This window comes from Corticibacter populi, assembly GCF_004217315.1.
Classification (GTDB): domain Bacteria; phylum Pseudomonadota; class Gammaproteobacteria; order Burkholderiales; family Burkholderiaceae_C; genus Lampropedia; species Lampropedia populi.
Genome location: NZ_SGWR01000003.1, coordinates 58066 through 75321, shown reverse-complemented (window position 1 = coordinate 75321; position 17256 = coordinate 58066). Strand labels below are relative to the sequence as shown.

The window sequence follows — 17256 nt, the reverse complement described above, 5'->3', positions numbered from 1 at the left end:
CCCGGGGGATAGCTCGTTGCCTCATGTTCTGCGCAGGACTTCGCGCAACCGCGCAATGTGCGCGCGCACCACCTCGGGATCCGCTGGGGTGAAGGTGCTGGCCGATGGTGGCGTCGCAGCGGGCGGTGGCGATGTTGCCGCAGGAGTTGTTGGCTGAGCGGCGTCGCCGGCCCATGCCTTGAACTCGCCGCGGATGGCCTTCTGGATGATCCCGAACAGGTAGCCGGCCGGGTTGCGTACCGTGCTGCTTCGGCAACGTGCCGCCCATTCGTCGAGTACCGCCTGGCGCTGCCCTTCGTCCACCTGCCGAAGGGCCACCAGCGCGCCGGCCTGCTGTTCGTCTTTCAGGGCCAGGAAGCGCTCGGGCAGCTGCAGGTCGTGCAGCCCGCGTGCGCGCGGTACTGTACGTACTTCATTGATACTGTCTTTCAGTACTGTACGGCCCGTCTTCGGAATCCGAAGTGAGCCGTTTGGCGCGGCTTTCGGGCCTGCTTCGGATTCCGAAGACGGGTGCGCGCCATTCCGAAGAAGGGCATCCTGGCCTTCTTCGGATTCGTGAGGGACGCCGTCCTGTGGATAACTGCCAGGCCCGAATCCGCCCTCGGCCATCCGCTGCGCCAACACCTGCAGGCGGGACGGCAGCGTGCGGCCGCTGACCAGCGGATCGTCGGCGATCTCCTTCAGGGTATGCAGGCCCACGATCTGCACCGCCTTGCTGGCATGCGTAAGCGCCTGGCTCACAAGCCCCAGGTAATCAGGATCCAACTGCATCGCTTCAAAGGGCGTCAGAGGCTCGTCGTGCAGCACATAGAGGTTGCCCTGGATGCGACCTGTCTTGGGGTCGCGCCGGCGACGCACGAGGCTGATCCAGCGCGTCAGGCGCAGCAGTGTGAGCGCGCGTGCGATGGTCTCGTGAGAGGCCAGTGCCGTACACGGCATCGAGGCCAGGTAGGGCCTGAGCTGATCGTAGGTCGGGAACGCGGTGAGCCCATCGCCGTTCAACTGCAAGCGGAAGACTTGCCAGGCGTTGCGTTCCAGCGGGGTCAGGCGCTTGTCGAGAAAGAGCGTTCTCGGCACGCTTTCATGGCGATTGCCGCTGAAAAGGAATCCGTCTTGGGGCGATGCCGCTCCCCGCGGCGGCTGCAGGTTTTGCAGGGCCTCGTCGAACAGCGCGGACAGCGCAACGGGGCCTGCCCGCCTTGGCGACGCGTCCGTCGCCATCGTCTACACCTGTCCCTGTTCGATCCAGCTGCGAATCGCTGCCCAGATCACCGACATCGGCACCGCCATGGATTCGGCCAGGTCCATCGTCAGGGCCAGCATCTCCGTCTCGTCGCCGGGAGTGATGCCGCGTTCCTTCATGCCGGCCTGCCATTGCCGCCACAAGGCCACGTCCTGCGCTTCGTCCAGCACCGGGTAGCGTCCCCGGCGCTTGGGCAGGCCAAGGATGTTCCGACGCAGCGCGACTTCCTGGTGGGTCAAGCCGAAGAACTTGCTGATCATCTCGGTGCTCGAACCGAGCTTCAGCATCCGGTCGACCGTGGCGATCTCCTTCTCCACGTCGTCCACCTGGGTCAGCAGACGCTTGAGCACGTCCCGGTTCACCGATACGGAGCACCAGGACACGTTGGCATTGGCCAGCACGCTCACCAGCGCCGGATGCTTGAGTGCATCCAGCTCTTCCTCGCCGAAGCCCATGGCTTTGCAGCGGCGAAGCTGACCGTTTCGCAGGTCGTGCAGCGCCTGGGCGATCACGGCTTGGTTGAGCGGATGTGGTGCCGACATGCTGATCTCCCGCGCGCTCAGGGGCTGCCCGCATCGGCGGATGGCATGCCGGCGTCCAGATCGGCGAGGCGGCGTGCCAATCGAAGCAGCCGGAACAGCTTCACCAGCGCCGTATCGCTCAGGCGCGAGGTTGTGCCACCCCAGCCATGCAGCATCGGCGCCAGGTCATCGGCAAGACGGGCGGGATCGGATCGCGCCACCCCTTCCTGATGCCCACTCAACGCGCTCAGAAGGTTCAGCACGGGGGCAGACGCATCGGGGAGCGCCGCGGCCGCCCTGGGCGCCCCGCAAACGAAGCCGATGCCCCCGGTGCTCGGCTGGACATGGCTGGCCAGTCCTGCTTCCTCGGCGATCTCGCACGCGAACTGAGCGATATGGACGCGCAAGCGATCGGGTACATCGAGACCGGGCTCGATGTACCAGACGTCCGAAATCGGATACAGGCCGCCTGCCTGGACAGGGATTGCGCGCAGCGCGTCGGCCTCGAAGTCAGGTGGAGAGTCCCCCATCTGATCGGCCACTAGGCGCTGGATGGATTGCAGCCGTTCCGTGGTCGGTGCCGGCGAGACAATGTGTGCCTGCAGACGCTGGTCGCGATCGTTCTGCTGGGTGGTGTCCTGATGCGCTTGGCCCTGATCTTCTGTCGCTGTCGGCGTCGCGGTCGAACGTGTGGTCGGAGGCGCGGTGGGCAGGATCGTGTCCGGCGCAGCGGGTGCATCAGAAGGTGGTGAGGGACGCGGTGTAGTCGCGGCCGGTGGCGGGACCTGCGGAGGTATGACGGCAGGAGGTGCGGCCGTGCTGTCCGGTGCCGGTTCACTCAACAGCGCCCGCTGCCGACTCTCGCTGTCGTCGACCTCCAGGCTCAAGGTGTCGTAGTCCGCCTGTAGCAGCTCGGACATCTGTCCGATGAGTTCATCCTGAACTCGCCGGGTAGAGAACTCCTCCGGCTTGGTGTCGAACTGGGTCAGCACGTCCTGGAACAGCGTGGCGAAATCCACCGTGAGGTGCTTGGCCAGCGCGCGGCGTTCCCAGACGCGCTCGCAGGCGCGCCGCAGCACGGCGATCCTCTCGACCTGCCGCCGGCCCAGGCCACCGTAAAGCACGGTGGGAATGGCTGGCAGCAGGTACTGCACGGCATCCTGCATGCGGCTGATGTGCGATTGCTGCACCGGAAGGCCGTCGGTCGTCAGGCGCCTGGCGAGTTCGGATTGCGACAGCGGCTTGCCGGACTCCTGCTCGTAGAGCGCCTGGGCCTTCTGGATGCCCAGCGCGCGCTCGATGAAGGTCAGGCCGCCACGCAGTTCGTTCTCGGCCAGGTGACCGGTGAGCGCCACGATCTCCCCGCGCTCCGGCCAAGGGCGGAACATGCATGGAACGCGAAAGAAGCGCTCATCCTTCATCTCGGCCCAGAGCTCGCGCAGGATGGCGAGCCGCGTGTTGCCACCATTGCGGATGATGTAGTGGGGCTCGCCGGGACGACGGGTGATGGCGGGTGCGGCATCGAGCCCACGTTCGCGTATCGACGCCTTGATTTCCTCGTATGCCGGGTTGCGCTTAACGCGTGGATCGTGATCGTAGGGGCGCAACTGATCGAGGGTGACGACCATGGGGGTGTCGGCGATCGGGTCGCTCAGCGCTGTGGCCGACGGGCCGTTACGCTCAAAGCCGGCGGCCATGAGCTTGCCGGCCATTTCCTGGTGCGTAAGATCAGCCATGACCAGTTCCCCGGTCCGCACGGCCCTGGCGGTCGGCGCGCCGAATCTGCGCGCGGGCATTCAGGCCGGCCCGATGATCGCTGGCGGTTGAACTGGTGTAGATCGGTGCGCAACCGGTCTTTGTGAACTTCAGGTGCCCGCCGGAAGTTCGCTTGACGCGCCAGCCCTCACCAATGGCAAACTCGATCAGGGCACGCAGTCGCTTGTGGCCGCGCGCCAGTTCATGCGCGTTGGCCATGGGGCAGCCTCCCTGACCGGTCAACCTTCAGTGGGTGACCGGTCACCAGGATCAGGCGGTCGCGCCACTGCGGAAAGAGCTCCATCGCGAGTGCGCGCATTGTGTCGAGCGCTGCAGGCGCGACTCTGCCGGGCGGTTGTCGATATTCGACACGGTGTACCGGCAGGCCGCGTGTGGAGGCGCGTGGATAGGCCTCGATGGCTGGCACATTGGTGTCCAGCACGCGAATGCCGACATGCTCCTGGAACAGGTCGCGTAAAGCTTGCTGGATCAATCGCGCGTTCGAAGAAACGGAAAGTACGCGATTGATGAGCAGGTTCAGCGGAGGGGGCTCGATACCGAGATGGCGGTACGGCGCGATGTCCTCAAGCAACTGAATGGTGCCGCGACGTAGCTCGCGCGCGGCCAGGATTTCAGGTGTTACGGGCGACAGCGCCAGATCGGAGGCAAGCACCGCCATCTCAAGAATGACACTGCGAGCACCCTGAGTGTCGATCAGCACGAGGTCGTACAGCGGCGCCAATGCCGGCAGCAGGTGGCGCAAGCGCAGGCGACCATCTGGGGCATGCAGCAACAGCGTGCTCAGTTCTCCCCGGTCATCGTTGGACAGAACCAGATCCAGGCCCGGGATGGCTGTCCGAGAAACCAATTGCTCGAAATCCCGCTCATTGAACGCCAGCATCTCGTAGATGCCACGGGATGCGCGATGCGTTAGTTCGTAGTAGGACGACAGCGTGGGTTGCACGTCGAGGTCGATCAGCAGAACACGCAGACCTGCATCGGCCACGATGCCGCCGAGATTGGCAGCGGTCGTCGTCTTGCCGACGCCGCCTTTGGTGGAGATGATGGATACGACGCGCATCTTCTCCCCCTCAGCCGTTGCGTGAGAGGGAGGGTTGCGGCACCCTGTTCTTGAGGCGTTCGCTGATCCAGAGGTCGATCTCGGCCGAGTCCCAGCCCACCGCACGAACGCCGAGGCGAAGCGCTTGAGGGAACTCCCCCTTCTTCATCAGCGAGTAGAGGTGCGCGCGCTTGAATCCTGTTTTGGATTCGACCTCCTCTAGCCGCAGGATGCGGCGTTCGCCCGGCGGTAATGCAGGCGTTTGCAACATGGCGGTCACTCCTTAACGCTTAGTGGCGTTTGTTGGCGTGACCCTCATTAAATAGAGCGAATTGAGGAAATGCACTGCAAATGCAATATTGCGGACTGCACATGCAAGCTTGCAAATTTCGGCAAGTGGTGATCAGTGAGATGGAGGCTAACCGGTGGCAGCGCGGAGTTTGCGGCGTGACTGAGCGAACTTCCCGTTCAACGTGCGCTCGGCGATCCCCATGATCCCGCCATGATTCGCAACCAGCGCAGTGACGATCGCCTCTTGGCTCTTGAAGCTTGAATAGGGTGTGCCAGCTGGCGACTGGCTCAGCATCAGGTCGAGCATGCCGCCGATGATGTGCTGGTAGGTGGACTCGGCCCGATCGGTGATCGGGCATTCATGGCAAGCAGGGATCGTTTCACTTTGCTTGAGAAGGTTCTGGTGCGCTTCTCTCAGCGTCTGGAGTTGTTGACGGCATTGCGCGAGTTCCGCCTTCAGCGCTTGGCGTTCGACCAGCAGGGCTTGTCCGGTTTCCAGGGTGATGGTGGGATGAGAGATTCGCTCAGCACGACTGAAAAGGAATCCAGGTCGCTGTTCGGGGTAGTGGTGGGTCATCCAGCGCTTGAGATCTACGTGCCTGATTGTCAAATCGGGCGAATCCCAAAGCGCCTCATCGCTGCGCGTGATTCCAAGGTGTCCGTAGGGGAGCTCGCCATTGAAGATGGCGTCGTAGATGCGCTCATTGCAAAGCCGCAGTTCGGTCCAGCGTGGGCAATCGACTGTCTCCGGCATACTCGGTGGCGACGTGATAAGGCCAATGATGTACTTCTTGTACTTAAGTAAGCCTGCCCAACGGATTGCTGCTTCGATGGGGCGATAGTAGACCTTGGCTATGGGAGGGCTGTCGTGCATGCGTCCATCTCCTACGATCAAATCTCTACATCCAAATCTCCTGGGGCCAGGAAGCTCCTGGCGCTATGAATTCGTTGGGGGCGAGCGGTGATCGAGCCAATGCGCGTGCCCGCGCGTGCTCATCGCAAAGATGCCCCGTCCCTGGTGATCACAGACCGTTTGCTATTGACTGCCGGTTGTCGCGGGAGCCCAATCTCGATGCAGGCCACGGCGGGCCGCATCGGGATAGGGCTTGTACCCGCTTACGTGAGCGTTGTTGCTTGGTGATTTATCTGCAAGACCGCTCTTGCATCAGCTGTTTCGTTCTCGGTCTCGACGCCACGGCTTGCATGCTGATCTGCGCCGGTGGAGATGGCGGAGGGCTATGTGGTGGGGCTTGCACCAGGCCGGCTCAGACCAGCGCGGCATGCTGTCTGACTGAAATAGGCTCACGGTTGCTGTTGCGCGTGCGCCTCAGAGGCTTGAGCGGGTAGACGCATGGCGCAATGGTCACTCGACTTCTAGCGCGGTCATGTCTCGATGTTGGCAATGTGCGCCCCGATCACGTCATCCGCCGAACTACACGCGTGTTCGCGCCGCTCGCCAAAGGCAGATCAGCTTGCGGATCTGCTCGATAGGAAGTCCCAGTTTGCGAGCATGGCGCACGAACTACCGTCGTCGCTGACCATGCATGCTGTGGTGGCGGTAGTTGCCCGCGCAACGATGTAGCGGGCAACTGGATACGCTAGGCGCCGGTAACGGCTTGGTGCTGGCCGAGCACGGCTGATCCGACATGATGGTAGGCACGGTCATCGTGCCGTTACTCCTGAAGTCGACGATCTGTGATCGCGCCAGCACGGCCAGCTTGGAAGGTTGCGTGATCAGCGTATCGTGGCGGTTGGTGGTGCTCGCTGGATGTCCGTGGACAAAGGAGCTTGTCAAGTGATTGTCCGTGGGCCAAAATATGGTCGCAACTCGGAAATCGAGTTCAAATAATCCCTTTGGAATCAGCGGCTTGGGTGTATCTTCCTGTTCCCTTCACCCGCTCCATTTCGGCTTTGGTAAGCAATGCTTCGTTGCGGCCGCACACCCTGACCTGCCCCCAACAGCCGTACCAGTCTGAAGTTAGTGAAGTCCGCCAACCCCCAGGAGAATGACGGACATGAAGAAGAGCAGATTCAGCGAGGAACAGATCATCGGCTTCCTCAAGCAGGCCGAGGCCGGCATGCCGATCAAGGAGCTGTGCCGCAATGGCGGTTTCAGCGACGCGACGTTTTACAAGTGGCGCGCCAAGTTCGGCGGCATGCAGGTCTCTGAGGCCCAGCGCCTGCGTGAGCTCGAATCCGAGAACGCCAAGCTCAAACGGCTGCTGGCCGAGGCCCACCTGGACATGCACGCACTCAAGAGCGTTCTGGGGGTAAAGCGCTAGCCCCACAGGCCAAGCGCGAGGCGATCGGGCTCATGGTCAGCGAACACCATCTCTCCGAGCGCCGCGCGTGCCCTCTTGTGGGGCTCTCCCGCGACAGCTACCGACATCCGCCTCAGACCGATCAGACTAACGTGGAACTGCACGAAAAGATCGTGGAGATCGCACACGGGCGTCGCCGGTTTGGTTACCGCCGCATCCACGATCTGCTGCGTGCGCAGTTTCCCGGGGTCAATCACAAGCGTGTATACCGCCTCTACCGGCAGGCCAACCTGGCTGTGCGTCGTCGCAAGAAGGGTAAATGCCCTGCCAACGAGCGGGTCCCGCTGCAACTGGCACGCACGCTCAACGAGGTCTGGAGCATGGATTTCGTCAGCGACAGCCTCTCGAGTGGCAGACGTCTGAAGTACCTCACAGTGGCTGACGATTTCAGCCACTGTGAGCGTGGAGATTGCGGTGGACTTTGGCATCTCAGGTCAGTACGTGACCCGGGTACTGGACCGCGCTGCGCTGTTTCGTGGATACCCGCAGGCGGTGCGCACTGACAACGGCCCGGAATTCACCAGCCGGGCCTTCATGGCGTGGGCGCAGTCACGTGGCATCCGCCACATCCTGATCCAGCCAGGACGGCCCATGCAGAATGGCTACATCGAGAGCTTCAATGGCAAGTTCCGTGATGAGTACTTGAACGAGAGCTGGTTCGAGACTTTGCAGCAAGCCAGGACAGCGGTGGCCGTCTGGCGAACAGACTACAACGAAGTCAGGCCGCACAGCAGCCTCTGACGCACTCCACCGGCTCGCTTCGCCGAGTTGCATCGCCAGCGCGCTGGCGATGCAACTCAATTCCCATTAACCCCGAAACCCATCAAGTAATCTTCAACCCGGACTTCCACTTTTGATTGGTACGTCTACAGGGGGCAGGTCAACCCTGCCGGCAAGCAATCTTGTCACCATCCTCCGCCATCCCCCTCATGGCCTGCCCGCAGGCACAGACCATGCCGACAGCCAGGAGCGGCCAAAGGAATACAATGCCCAATCAGTTGCAATGCCAACTGTTGCCATGACACCCGTCTATTCCACACCCAGCATCGGTGACTATGAGGCCCTTGGCGCGCTGGCGGGCCAACTCAACCGGCTGTGGCGCAAGGCTATCAACGAAATCCTTGCGCCGCTGGGTCTGACCGAAGCCACCTGGCGCCCGCTGATCTACATCCATCGGGCGCGACAGAACCTCTCGCAGAACGATCTTGCCGATCTGATGGGTCTGGACCGCTCCTCGATCGTTCGCCTGCTCGACTCGCTCGAGAAAGCCCAGCTTACCGTCCGCCAGGAAGACACCGCGGACCGACGTGTCAAGCGGCTGCACCTGACCGATGAGGGGCGGCAGATCGCATTGCAGGCCGAGGATGCCTCCGCACAGCTGCACCGGCGCGTGTTCGCAGCCATCCCGGCCGACGTGCTCGCAACCACCCAGGCCGGCTTGCTGGAAATCCAGCGCCTGCTGGGCAATCACCAGAAAACATAAGGCCCGGCGATGTCCTCAGGCCTGTCTTCCGCGCCCTTGCGCAAGCCCGATCCCCCCCTGTGGGGTTTGGCCTTGCTGACGTTCAGCGGCACGCTGGCCATGCACATCTTCGTGCCGGCGCTGCCCGCCGCCGCCGCCACGCTCGGAGCGTCAGCCTCGCAAATGCAGCTGACCATCAGCTGCTACATCATGGGCCTGGCCGTCGGCCAGCTGATCTACGGCCCCGTCTCGGACCATTTCGGCCGTCGCAAGCCGCTGCTGGCAGGGCTGCTGCTGTATACCCTCGCCAGCGCAGCCGCCATGGCTGCGCCGGATGTCTGGACATTGGTGGCGGCGCGACTGCTGGCAGCACTCGGAGGCTGCGCAGGCATGGTGCTCGGTCGCGTCATCGTGCGCGACACCACGCGGGACACGCAGGACGCTGCCGGGCGACTGGCGTTGATGAACATGATGGTGGTGATCGGCCCTGGCCTGGCCCCCATCATCGGCGGCCTGCTCGCCGGCCATCTCGGCTGGCGCCTGATCTTCCTCTTCCTGACACTGCTGGGCCTTATCAGCATCGCCTACACGCTGTGGCAATTGCCAGAAACCCGGCCACCGGATGCGACCGCGCACCACACGTCAGCGCTGCGCGAATACGCGGCTCTGCTGCGCTCGAAGGAATACCTGGGCTTTGCGCTGGGCGGCGGCTTTGCGACGACCTCCATCTATGCCGTCATTGCCGCTGCGCCCTTTGTTTTCTCGGAACAGCTCGGACGGCCATCGCAAGAAGTCGGTTTCTCCCTGGCGCTGATCATGGCTGGCATGGTGTTCGGCAACATGCTGGCGCGCCATCTGCTGCGCCGCATCAGCATCAGGCGCGTGTTGCTGGGCGCCAATGCCCTGAGCCTGCTGAGCGCCCTGTGCATGCTGGGTATCAGCTTGGTGGCCGGTCCAAGCGTGGCATCCTTCGTCGTGCCGGCTTTTGCATTCTCCGTCGCGGCCGGCTTGACCAGCCCGGCAGCAGCGACCGAGGCCATCAGCGTGAAGCCGGAGATGGCCGGCGCTGCATCCGGCCTCTACGGCTGCGGACAGATGCTCATTGGTGCTGTCTGCACCTTGTTTGCCGGCGTTGGCAGCAACCACGCCGTCTCGGCCGCAAGCACACTCATGGTGGCCAGCCTGATCGGCCAGGTGATGCTGCGCAACGCGTTGGGAAAGGTCGGAACGATCGACCGTTCAGCCAGTTGACGCCATTCGGGCAACAGGCCCCCCCCGAAGCCAACGCCACAAACGAAAAGGCCTGGCGCATGACGCCAAGCCTTTGGATATTTGGTGGGCCCTGTAGGGATCGAACCTACGACAAACGGATTAAGAGTCCGAAATCGCTATTTTTATTGGTATTCTTCTTTGTTGATGGTTTCATTGATTATCAATGAGTTAGGTGAATACTGTCGGCAGGTCTGACCATCTTTCGTTGATTCGCATTGCTAAAAATTCTAGAATCTTGGCTACACAGTGGCTACATGGATGCGGCCCTGTAGCCACCAGCGAGAGCAATGCATGGCACGACCCAAGAAAACTGAATCCCCCGATCTAGCCGAGCGCGTCAACCTGACGGCGGGCGCCATTGCGCGCTTGCGCTGTCCGGTCGACGGCAAGACGCAGGCCTTCCTGCGTGACAGTGAGGTTCCCGCCCTGCGGGTGCGCGTGACTAGTAACGGCGCCAAATCCTTTGTGTTCGAGCGCAAGCTCAACCGCCAGACCATCCGCCTCACCATCGGCGATGTCCACGCATGGAGCATTGAACAGGCGCGCACGGAGGCGCGTCGCCTGGCAGTCATGATCGACGCCGGTATCGATCCCCGTGAGGTTGCGCGTCAAAAGCAGGCAGAACAGCAGCGGCTGCGCCAACAGGCACAAGCGTGCGAGCGCGCTGCACAGTTCACCTTGGCGCGGTTGCTGGATGCGTACTGCCACTATCTGAAGGATATGGGCCGCTCATCGCACGCCGATGCGCGCAGCATCTTCAACTTGCACGTCAAATCCGCCTGGCCAGAGATCGCCGCAATGCCCGCTCGGGAGGTAACCAGTGAGCAGGTTGCCGCCATGATGCGCAAGCTGATCGAAGCTGGCAAAGCGCGCACGGCCAACAAGCTCAGGGCCTATATGCGCAGTGCCTACCAGATCGCCAAGGCGGCCAAATCCAAGCCTTCCATTCCTGTCGCCTTCATGGACTACGGCATTGTCAGCAATCCCGTGGCCGACACCGCCCCCGATGAAGCAGCAAACCGCCCGGACAAGCGGCCCTTGACGGCACAGCGACTGCGTGAGTATTGGCGTGCCATCTGTGCGGTGGAAGGCTTCAAAGGTGCGCTGCTGCGCGTGCACCTGTTGACCGGAGGGCAGCGCATCGCGCAGTTTGTGCGCTTGCGCACGGCCGACATCAGCGCGGAATCCATCCTGCTGTATGACACCAAGGGGAGGCCCGGGCATCCCCCTCGGCCCCACGTCGTGCCGCTGACTGCGGCTGCCGCCAAGGCGCTGGCCGAGTGCGAGCCTGCGGGCGAGTGGGCATTCTCCACCGATGGTGGCCACACGCACGTTGCGCCCACCACACTGAGCCATTGGGCTGCGCAGGCGGCAGGCGAGAGGATCCCTGGCTTTCAGGCCAAAAGGCTGCGTTCGGGTGTGGAAACCTTGCTGGCAAGCGCGCGGGTTGCCGCCGACATTCGTGGCCGCATTCAAAGCCATGGCATTACAGGCGTGCAGGCCCGGCATTACGACGGCCATGAGTATATGGACGAAAAGCTTGAAGCGCTGCAGACGCTTTATCGACTGCTGACGCAACCACAGGACGGCAATGGATAGGGCGTGGAGCAGGGCCTGACGCAGGAGGCCGAGGCGACCGCGTTGTTTGGCGTGACACAGCCACGCGTATCGGATCTGGTGCGGGGAAAGATCACCCTTTTCTCGCTGGACACACTGATGGACATCGCTGCGATGGCGGGCATGGCGCCTGTTGTGAAAATCTCCAAGCCGAAGCGAGGTGTTCTCGGCAGGCCAGATGCCAAGCCAGCGAAGGCGCTAGCTTTAGCAGTTCGCACCAGCATGCAGTTGCATGAGTGGCGATGCAGCGTAGATCGCGTGCGATGTTGATGATTCACCAAAGAATGCAGTAAGATAGAAGTGTTGATTGCCTGATTGGGCGACCAACGTGGGAAGCTGTAGCGCAGGAGTGCTCAGTGTTTTGGGATTGACGCTTGCCTGTTCGTCAGGCATGCGTCTCGTCAAAAGCTGATGACCATGACGATTGCGCACACCATTCCATGCTCTCTGGACCGCGAACTGCGGTCTGCACTCTCGACGGCAGAAGCTGCCGCACATCTCAATCGCAAACCCCAGACATTGCGCATCTGGGCCTGCAAGGAAAACGGCCCGATACGCCCCATTCGAATCAATGGGCGGCTTGCATGGCCTGTCGCTGAACTTCGCCGTGTGTTGCAGCTGACCCAGGAGTAATCCGCCATGGCGGGCAACTCAGGGTCCCCCGCTCTGTTCATGCGGGTACAAAAAATCAATTCCCCATCGACGTTCGGTGCTGCGTGTCGGCATAACAAGCGCGAGCAATATGGCAAGGGCATTGACCGCAGCAGAAGTCATCGCAACTATTGCCTCACGCCCTTCGCTACAGCCCGTGAGACGCAGGAGAAGGCGCGACGCAAGCTGCGCGCTGCGGGACTGGGCAATGGCAAGGGCTTGAAGCCGTTGCGCAAGAACGCGGTGCATGCGGTTGAGTTTCTCTTCAGCCTGCCCAGTGAGTTTTTGGGGGATCAGCGGCAGTACTTTCAGGATTGCCTGGAGTGGATTCATCGCCACGTCTGCGTGCCTGAAAACGTGCTGAGCGCAGATGTGCACCTTGACGAAGGTGCGCCGCACATGCATGTGATTATCCTGCCCTTGATTGAGGGAAGGATGCGGGGAGCGGACGTAGCCGGTAAAGGCCCGGTGTTACGACAATACGGCGCGTCTTTTTTCAGTGAAGTGGCTAGCCGGCATGGGCTCCAGCGTCGAGGCAAGGCGAAGGGCGCCCGACGCCAAGCCATCATCGCGCGCATACTGGATCACTACCGCAGCAACACCCCCCAAATCTTGAGCGATCCAACCTGGCCGGTTATTGCGCAGGCGATCGAACAGGATCCGGAATCCTTTCTTGGGCGCATCCTCCCGGATGCATTCCAGCCCAGCATGCAGCAGCAGGGGCAAGCCCCCACGCCGGCGTCCGCCCACCACGCCGTTGATGGGGTGGGTCTGCAGGCAGACGGTCCGAACGATGAAGCGGCAGAAAGTCTATGCTCTGTTGACTTTACCTTGCCCATGCAAGGATTGGCAGGGAGGCAAAAGACCGCACCAGGCGCTTCGTCGATGGAACAAGCCGAGGAAGTGCCGGCGGCCGCAGGTCCTCTTGCTCCGGCACGACCAGCGCATCTTTGCAGGCCTGTGCCAGTCGCCCTTCCTGCGACGTCAGCTGTGGCGATTGCAGGCAGTGCGCTTATCGCCTTGAGGCGCTGCGCCAAGGAATGGTGGCGTTCTCGCACGCATTCCAGCTGTGCGCCGTCAAAAGCCGTGCCCGCATTGGCACGGGCACCACCTCCACCCGATACATCCAACCAGATGGGTCTGCGATCGACCCGCATTCGTGCACCGTGCAAGCGGCGCACGGTTGCAGGAAAAAGTGAAAGTTTCCAATGGATTTCGAGAAAAATTTGGAGGTTTTATGGGTGGTTCCGGTAGCGGGCGACGGCCCGACAGCACGCGGCGCAAGGTAACGACAAACGCTGTACTTGATGTGCGGATGTTCAAGCGCCTAGGCCTTTTCCGGGAAGGGCAGGCGACATGGTTGTCCGGGATAGACAGCAAGGGGAGCGATTGTTCTATCCACGTTCCGCAGGCGCGTGACAAAGTGGTGCTGATACACGCTTGGCAGCGCGACGCGCATTGCCGGGAAATGCAGCATCACGAGATTGCTCTGGAGTGGGTGCCGTGCCATCTGGGCGGGCAGCGCCCCTGGTTTCGTTGCCCGGTTGCAGCCTGCCGTCGCCGGGTGGCGTGCATTTATTACTCGCCGACAGGGCAATGGACCTGCCGATGTTGTCAGGCACTGGTGTACGAGACGCAGTACGAGCGGCCCAGCTTCAGGTTGATGAGCAAGGGCGACAAAATCCGCAATCGGCTGGGCTGGGGCCCAGGCATCCTCCGGCCTCCTGGAGACAAGCCCAAATACATGCATTGGAGGACGTTTGAACGCCTGCGCATTCGTGAGCAACGCATTGCGCAAGCCTTGGCCAGGATGATCTTGCCGCAGCCATGATGCGCTGATGGGGGCTGACGTGCAGGGCGGCAGTCTGTCTGCTAGAGTCAAGCTTTCCCACCATCGCCCAGGGCGTTGGGATGCAAGGTGCAAGCGATGGCTTGCACATTCATCGTGGTGGGAAATCGCCTTTGGGATTACTCCTCGGCAAGAGCGAGGGTGACGCCGCTATATGCAGCAAATCTCCGGCATGACAGCCTGTCTTTGCATGTCGGCTGTGCGTGGCAGGTGATGGGGTGGTGGTCGGCGGTTGTCTGGCAAGAAGCCAAGGTTCTGCAGTGCCTATTCAGCTTCTCGCAGACTCCTGAGCATGGCAGATAGTTGCGATGCTGTGGTGGGCATCATGGCATCTGGCTGTTTGCGCTCTTCAGGCGGGAACAGGTAAAGCTCGCGCACCATCTCCCACGCCTCGTGGTTGGCGAAGCCCGCTTCCTCCAGTTGCGTCATTTCGCGGTGCGTCTGCTCGGCCGCGTCCTTCAGCGCTTGGCCCAGCCGACCCGACTCCTGCAGTTGTTTGTATCGGGTCGGCTGGAATTCCTTCCAGTGATCCCGTGCCTGGCTGATCCAGTGCTGCAGGTTCATCGCTCACTCCTTCAAAAAACAGGCTCGTATGTGCCTGGCACGGATCATTCTGGCATCCATCCCAGTTTGGCCATACATCCATCAAACACTGCATCCTGATTGCGTTTGGCGCGCAACATGACGCCCAGTGCCACGCCTTGGGCATAGCCTCCCATGAAGGATTGGGCCGGGTTGGCAACAGGCGTTACCGTCGTGGCATAGGTGCCGTTGCTGTAGTTGCTGGTGCTGGAGTTGTAGGTGTTTGTGGTTCCGGAGATGGCATATCCGGAAGGCTGAGATGTGGGCACCTGGATGTCTGGCATGGGAGCGTTTCCGAGGGCCACCTGTTTGCACTGGCCAGTCGCAATGGCCAATTGCTGCTGTAGCACAGCCGGGTCATTGACCAAGTTTGGATTGTTCCACTGTGTGGCGCAGCCTGATATCAGCGTTGCCAGCAGGCCAATCATAGTGATCTTGGTGGACATCGTCATAAGTTCTCCTCTTCATTTGGAAGGTGTTACCACTGCTGAATTGCTCAAAGTGGACGGTGCCTGAATGTCAATCACGCTGCTGTAGCGCCAGCAAACCATCCATCAATTTCAAATGATGCAAGCGGGCCCGCTCTGCCATCGCCTTGTCCTGCATCGCCAGAGTGGCTGGGTGCAGCAGTGCGCCTTCAATGACACCACGTCCGGGAATGACTTCAGCGACAAATCCGATCGTTTCCTCCGTGTCATAGCGTCTGCCCATCCCTACAACCACAACAGCCTCAGAATTGCGCGCCAAGCGTGCATCTTCGTAAACGTTGAACGCAACAGTGGCGGGATCTATTCCGCGAGCGCCGAACCAGAGTTTTGCGCAATCCAGTAGATCGGCGGCCGCATATCTGTGCCGATGCTTGAGCCATATCGACGCCACCGAAGCGACGGCTACCGCCAATAGTCCCCACCAGAACATTCCACACTCCCTCGAACTCAAAAAGAGATTTAAAAGCAGTAGAGTAACATACTGTAGATTGTAAAGGCGAGATCGGGGATCCTCAGATGAATGCCATCCCCCTCGACTTCCGCTTCAACTGGTTCAGCACGCCAGCGCATTTCAGCCAACATGAAACGCCTGCGCAGGGAGCGCGGCCTCAGTCAGGAGAAGCTGGGAGAGCATGCCGATTTCCACCGCACGTACGTGTCTCAGTTGGAGCGCTGCGTGACCAATATTTCGGTGGATGGACTGGAGCGGCTGGCCAGTGCGCTGGGGGTGGATATGGTGGAACTGCTGCAGCCGCTGGAGGATGGACGGCGCGATGCGTAGTGCTCAGGCTTGAGGCCGAGCGTGTTGCAAGTATGGGATCAGGACTTGTTTGCCTCCTGCCTCAGGGGCCGAGACGCTACTTACTCGCGCCGTAAGCACGGTCGGCAATGACCGTTTCGGCCAGTGTGTCCACCAGCAATGCGTTAGTGCCTTCCAGATCGTGGGCCTAGGGTAGCTCTGTAAAATCCGTCACCCAAAGGAAAGTGGGGCGTTTGAGCAGACTTTGAGCACCAGTCATCCAGCAATCGAGCTTTGTGCCTGCTCCAGACGCACTCACGCCTGTACTGGTGACAAGGTTCGCCGCACCATCCACAGATTGGCGAGCGCAAACATCACCTGCAGTTTGTTGTCGTTCTTGGCGATGCCCCGGTGAGCTGCTGCCGGTTGCATTAACACCGACTAAGCTTTTTGAGCCTCCTCAAACTGTAGGGGACTGACATACCCGAGCGTCGAATGCCGGCGTGTCGGGTTGTAGAACCGCTCAATGTAGTCGAACACGTCGGCCCGGGCCTGCTCCCGGGTACGGTTACCTTTCGGGCCGTCCGCTCAGTCTTCAGTGAGCTGAAGAAACCCTCCATCGCCGAGTTGTCCAAGACCTCGCCGGCCCTGCTCATGCTGCAGGTGATGCCTTGCTCTTTGAGCCGCGTCTGGAAGTGCTCGATGGTGTACTGGCGGCCTTGGTTCGAGTGATGTAGCAACGCCACCGGCTTGCCTCTTCGCCAAACAGCCATCATCAGCGCATCGGCCACCAATTGCGAGGTCATGCTCTCCTGCATCGACCAGCCCACGATGCGCCTAGCGTAGAGGTCCCGCACCATCGCCACGTACAACCAGCCTTCAGCCGTCCAGATGTAGGTGAAGTTCGCCACCCACTTCTGGTTCGGTTCATCGGCCTGGAATTGCCGCTCTAGCACGTTGTCAGCAATCGCACTGCGCTGGCCCCGGTCCTGGGGTAGGTAACCCGCGTCGCCATGGTCTGACACGCAGTGCCTGCTCCCGCATCAGCCGCTCGATGCGGTGCAGCCCGCACGTCTGGCCTTGCTCCAGCACATCGTGCCATACACGACACGCACCGGACGCGCGGTCACGAAGCACGACGATCTGGTGGACCTGCGCGCTTAGCATCTCATCGCTGAGACTGCGCCGACTCCTGGGCAGTATGAGCCTCGCTTAGAAGCCACCTCGCGAGACACCAGGCGCCTCGCACATCAGACTGGCCGGGCACGCCCCTCGGTGTTTCGCCACGAAGCCGCGCTCTCGCAGACCAGTTGCGCCGCCGACCTGACGTGCACTCCGACCAAGGCTGGCACTGCAAGATTCAGCCCTACCGTGCGATGCCCGCGCGACGCGGAGTCAAGCAAGG

General features: G+C 61.5%; 17 protein-coding genes and 4 pseudogenes. 8 read left to right on the top strand and 13 right to left on the bottom strand.

The window, feature by feature from the left end:
* Window positions 1-21: 21 nt before the first annotated feature.
* The 8 genes from EV687_RS11185 to EV687_RS19395 form a co-directional block, all read right to left on the bottom strand.
* On the bottom strand, window positions 22-1221 hold the full coding sequence (locus tag EV687_RS11185) for an STY4528 family pathogenicity island replication protein (protein WP_122228784.1): 1200 nt from the start codon (window positions 1219-1221) through the stop codon (window positions 22-24).
* Window positions 1222-1224: 3 nt separating this feature from the next.
* Complete coding sequence (locus EV687_RS11180) at window positions 1225-1785, bottom strand: DUF2857 domain-containing protein (protein ID WP_122228786.1); 561 nt, start codon at window positions 1783-1785, stop codon at window positions 1225-1227.
* Window positions 1786-1802: 17 nt separating this feature from the next.
* Window positions 1803-3500 (bottom strand): ParB family protein, encoded by a 1698-nt coding sequence (locus EV687_RS11175; protein WP_122229015.1) that lies wholly within the window; start codon window positions 3498-3500, stop codon window positions 1803-1805.
* Window positions 3493-3738: a type II toxin-antitoxin system HicA family toxin gene (locus EV687_RS11170; RefSeq protein ID WP_122228788.1), complete on the bottom strand. Its 246-nt coding sequence runs from the start codon at window positions 3736-3738 to the stop codon at window positions 3493-3495. The genes EV687_RS11175 and EV687_RS11170 overlap by 8 nt, the downstream gene beginning before the upstream one ends.
* On the bottom strand, window positions 3722-4600 hold the full coding sequence (locus tag EV687_RS11165) for a ParA family protein (RefSeq protein ID WP_122228790.1): 879 nt from the start codon (window positions 4598-4600) through the stop codon (window positions 3722-3724). The genes EV687_RS11170 and EV687_RS11165 overlap by 17 nt, the downstream gene beginning before the upstream one ends.
* Before the next feature lie 10 nt (window positions 4601-4610).
* Window positions 4611-4850, bottom strand: coding sequence for an AlpA family transcriptional regulator (locus tag EV687_RS11160; protein WP_122228792.1), 240 nt, complete (start codon window positions 4848-4850; stop codon window positions 4611-4613).
* A gap of 147 nt (window positions 4851-4997) precedes the next feature.
* Window positions 4998-5744 (bottom strand): hypothetical protein, encoded by a 747-nt coding sequence (locus EV687_RS11155; protein WP_122228794.1) that lies wholly within the window; start codon window positions 5742-5744, stop codon window positions 4998-5000.
* 558 nt (window positions 5745-6302) lie between these two features.
* Complete coding sequence (locus EV687_RS19395) at window positions 6303-6389, bottom strand: hypothetical protein (protein ID WP_423201089.1); 87 nt, start codon at window positions 6387-6389, stop codon at window positions 6303-6305.
* Between the two features lie 496 nt (window positions 6390-6885).
* On the opposite strand from EV687_RS19395, the pseudogene EV687_RS11150 reads away from it, so the two are divergent.
* The 7 genes and pseudogenes from EV687_RS11150 to EV687_RS11115 all read left to right on the top strand — a co-directional run bounded on the left by EV687_RS11150 (window position 6886) and on the right by EV687_RS11115 (window position 14024).
* A pseudogene (locus EV687_RS11150) lies at window positions 6886-8022 on the top strand (IS3 family transposase).
* 187 nt (window positions 8023-8209) lie between these two features.
* The gene (locus EV687_RS11145) at window positions 8210-8674 is read left to right on the top strand and encodes a MarR family winged helix-turn-helix transcriptional regulator (RefSeq protein WP_165392823.1); all 465 of its coding nucleotides are present in this window, start codon (window positions 8210-8212) and stop codon (window positions 8672-8674) included.
* Between the two features lie 9 nt (window positions 8675-8683).
* Entirely contained in the window at window positions 8684-9904 is a 1221-nt protein-coding gene (locus EV687_RS11140; RefSeq protein ID WP_122228798.1) for a Bcr/CflA family efflux MFS transporter, read from the top strand.
* 312 nt (window positions 9905-10216) lie between these two features.
* A complete protein-coding gene (locus tag EV687_RS11135; RefSeq protein ID WP_122228800.1) occupies window positions 10217-11524 on the top strand; it encodes a tyrosine-type recombinase/integrase in 1308 nt (435 codons plus the stop codon).
* Window positions 11525-11527: 3 nt separating this feature from the next.
* Window positions 11528-11668, top strand: a pseudogene (locus EV687_RS19185) (helix-turn-helix domain-containing protein); the annotation flags it as partial.
* 513 nt (window positions 11669-12181) lie between these two features.
* Window positions 12182-13447, top strand: a complete 1266-nt coding sequence (locus tag EV687_RS11120) for a plasmid recombination protein (RefSeq protein WP_122228804.1) — start codon at window positions 12182-12184, stop codon at window positions 13445-13447.
* Window positions 13431-14024 carry a hypothetical protein gene (locus EV687_RS11115; RefSeq protein WP_165392822.1) on the top strand — a complete coding sequence of 198 codons (594 nt, stop codon included), beginning with the start codon at window positions 13431-13433 and terminating at the stop codon, window positions 14022-14024. The genes EV687_RS11120 and EV687_RS11115 overlap by 17 nt, the downstream gene beginning before the upstream one ends.
* 282 nt (window positions 14025-14306) lie before the next feature.
* Here the strand turns inward: EV687_RS11115 and EV687_RS11110 are convergent, their stop codons facing one another.
* From EV687_RS11110 to EV687_RS11100, 3 genes are all read right to left on the bottom strand, one after another.
* Window positions 14307-14606 carry a hypothetical protein gene (locus EV687_RS11110; RefSeq protein ID WP_122228808.1) on the bottom strand — a complete coding sequence of 100 codons (300 nt, stop codon included), beginning with the start codon at window positions 14604-14606 and terminating at the stop codon, window positions 14307-14309.
* A gap of 44 nt (window positions 14607-14650) precedes the next feature.
* A complete protein-coding gene (locus EV687_RS11105) occupies window positions 14651-15076 on the bottom strand; it encodes a hypothetical protein (protein WP_130466495.1) in 426 nt (141 codons plus the stop codon).
* 67 nt (window positions 15077-15143) lie between these two features.
* Complete coding sequence (locus EV687_RS11100) at window positions 15144-15542, bottom strand: hypothetical protein (RefSeq protein WP_122228812.1); 399 nt, start codon at window positions 15540-15542, stop codon at window positions 15144-15146.
* 150 nt (window positions 15543-15692) lie between these two features.
* Here EV687_RS11100 and EV687_RS11095 point away from each other — a divergent pair, with 150 nt between their 5' ends.
* Window positions 15693-15893 carry a helix-turn-helix domain-containing protein gene (locus EV687_RS11095; RefSeq protein ID WP_242612600.1) on the top strand — a complete coding sequence of 67 codons (201 nt, stop codon included), beginning with the start codon at window positions 15693-15695 and terminating at the stop codon, window positions 15891-15893.
* A gap of 273 nt (window positions 15894-16166) precedes the next feature.
* On the opposite strand, the pseudogene EV687_RS19175 reads toward EV687_RS11095, so the two are convergent.
* Both EV687_RS19175 and EV687_RS19170 read right to left on the bottom strand, forming a co-directional pair.
* Window positions 16167-16265 (bottom strand): annotated as a pseudogene (locus EV687_RS19175) (IS5/IS1182 family transposase); the annotation flags it as partial.
* A gap of 27 nt (window positions 16266-16292) precedes the next feature.
* Window positions 16293-17141, bottom strand: a pseudogene (locus tag EV687_RS19170) (IS3 family transposase); the annotation flags it as partial.
* Window positions 17142-17256: the final 115 nt, after the last annotated feature.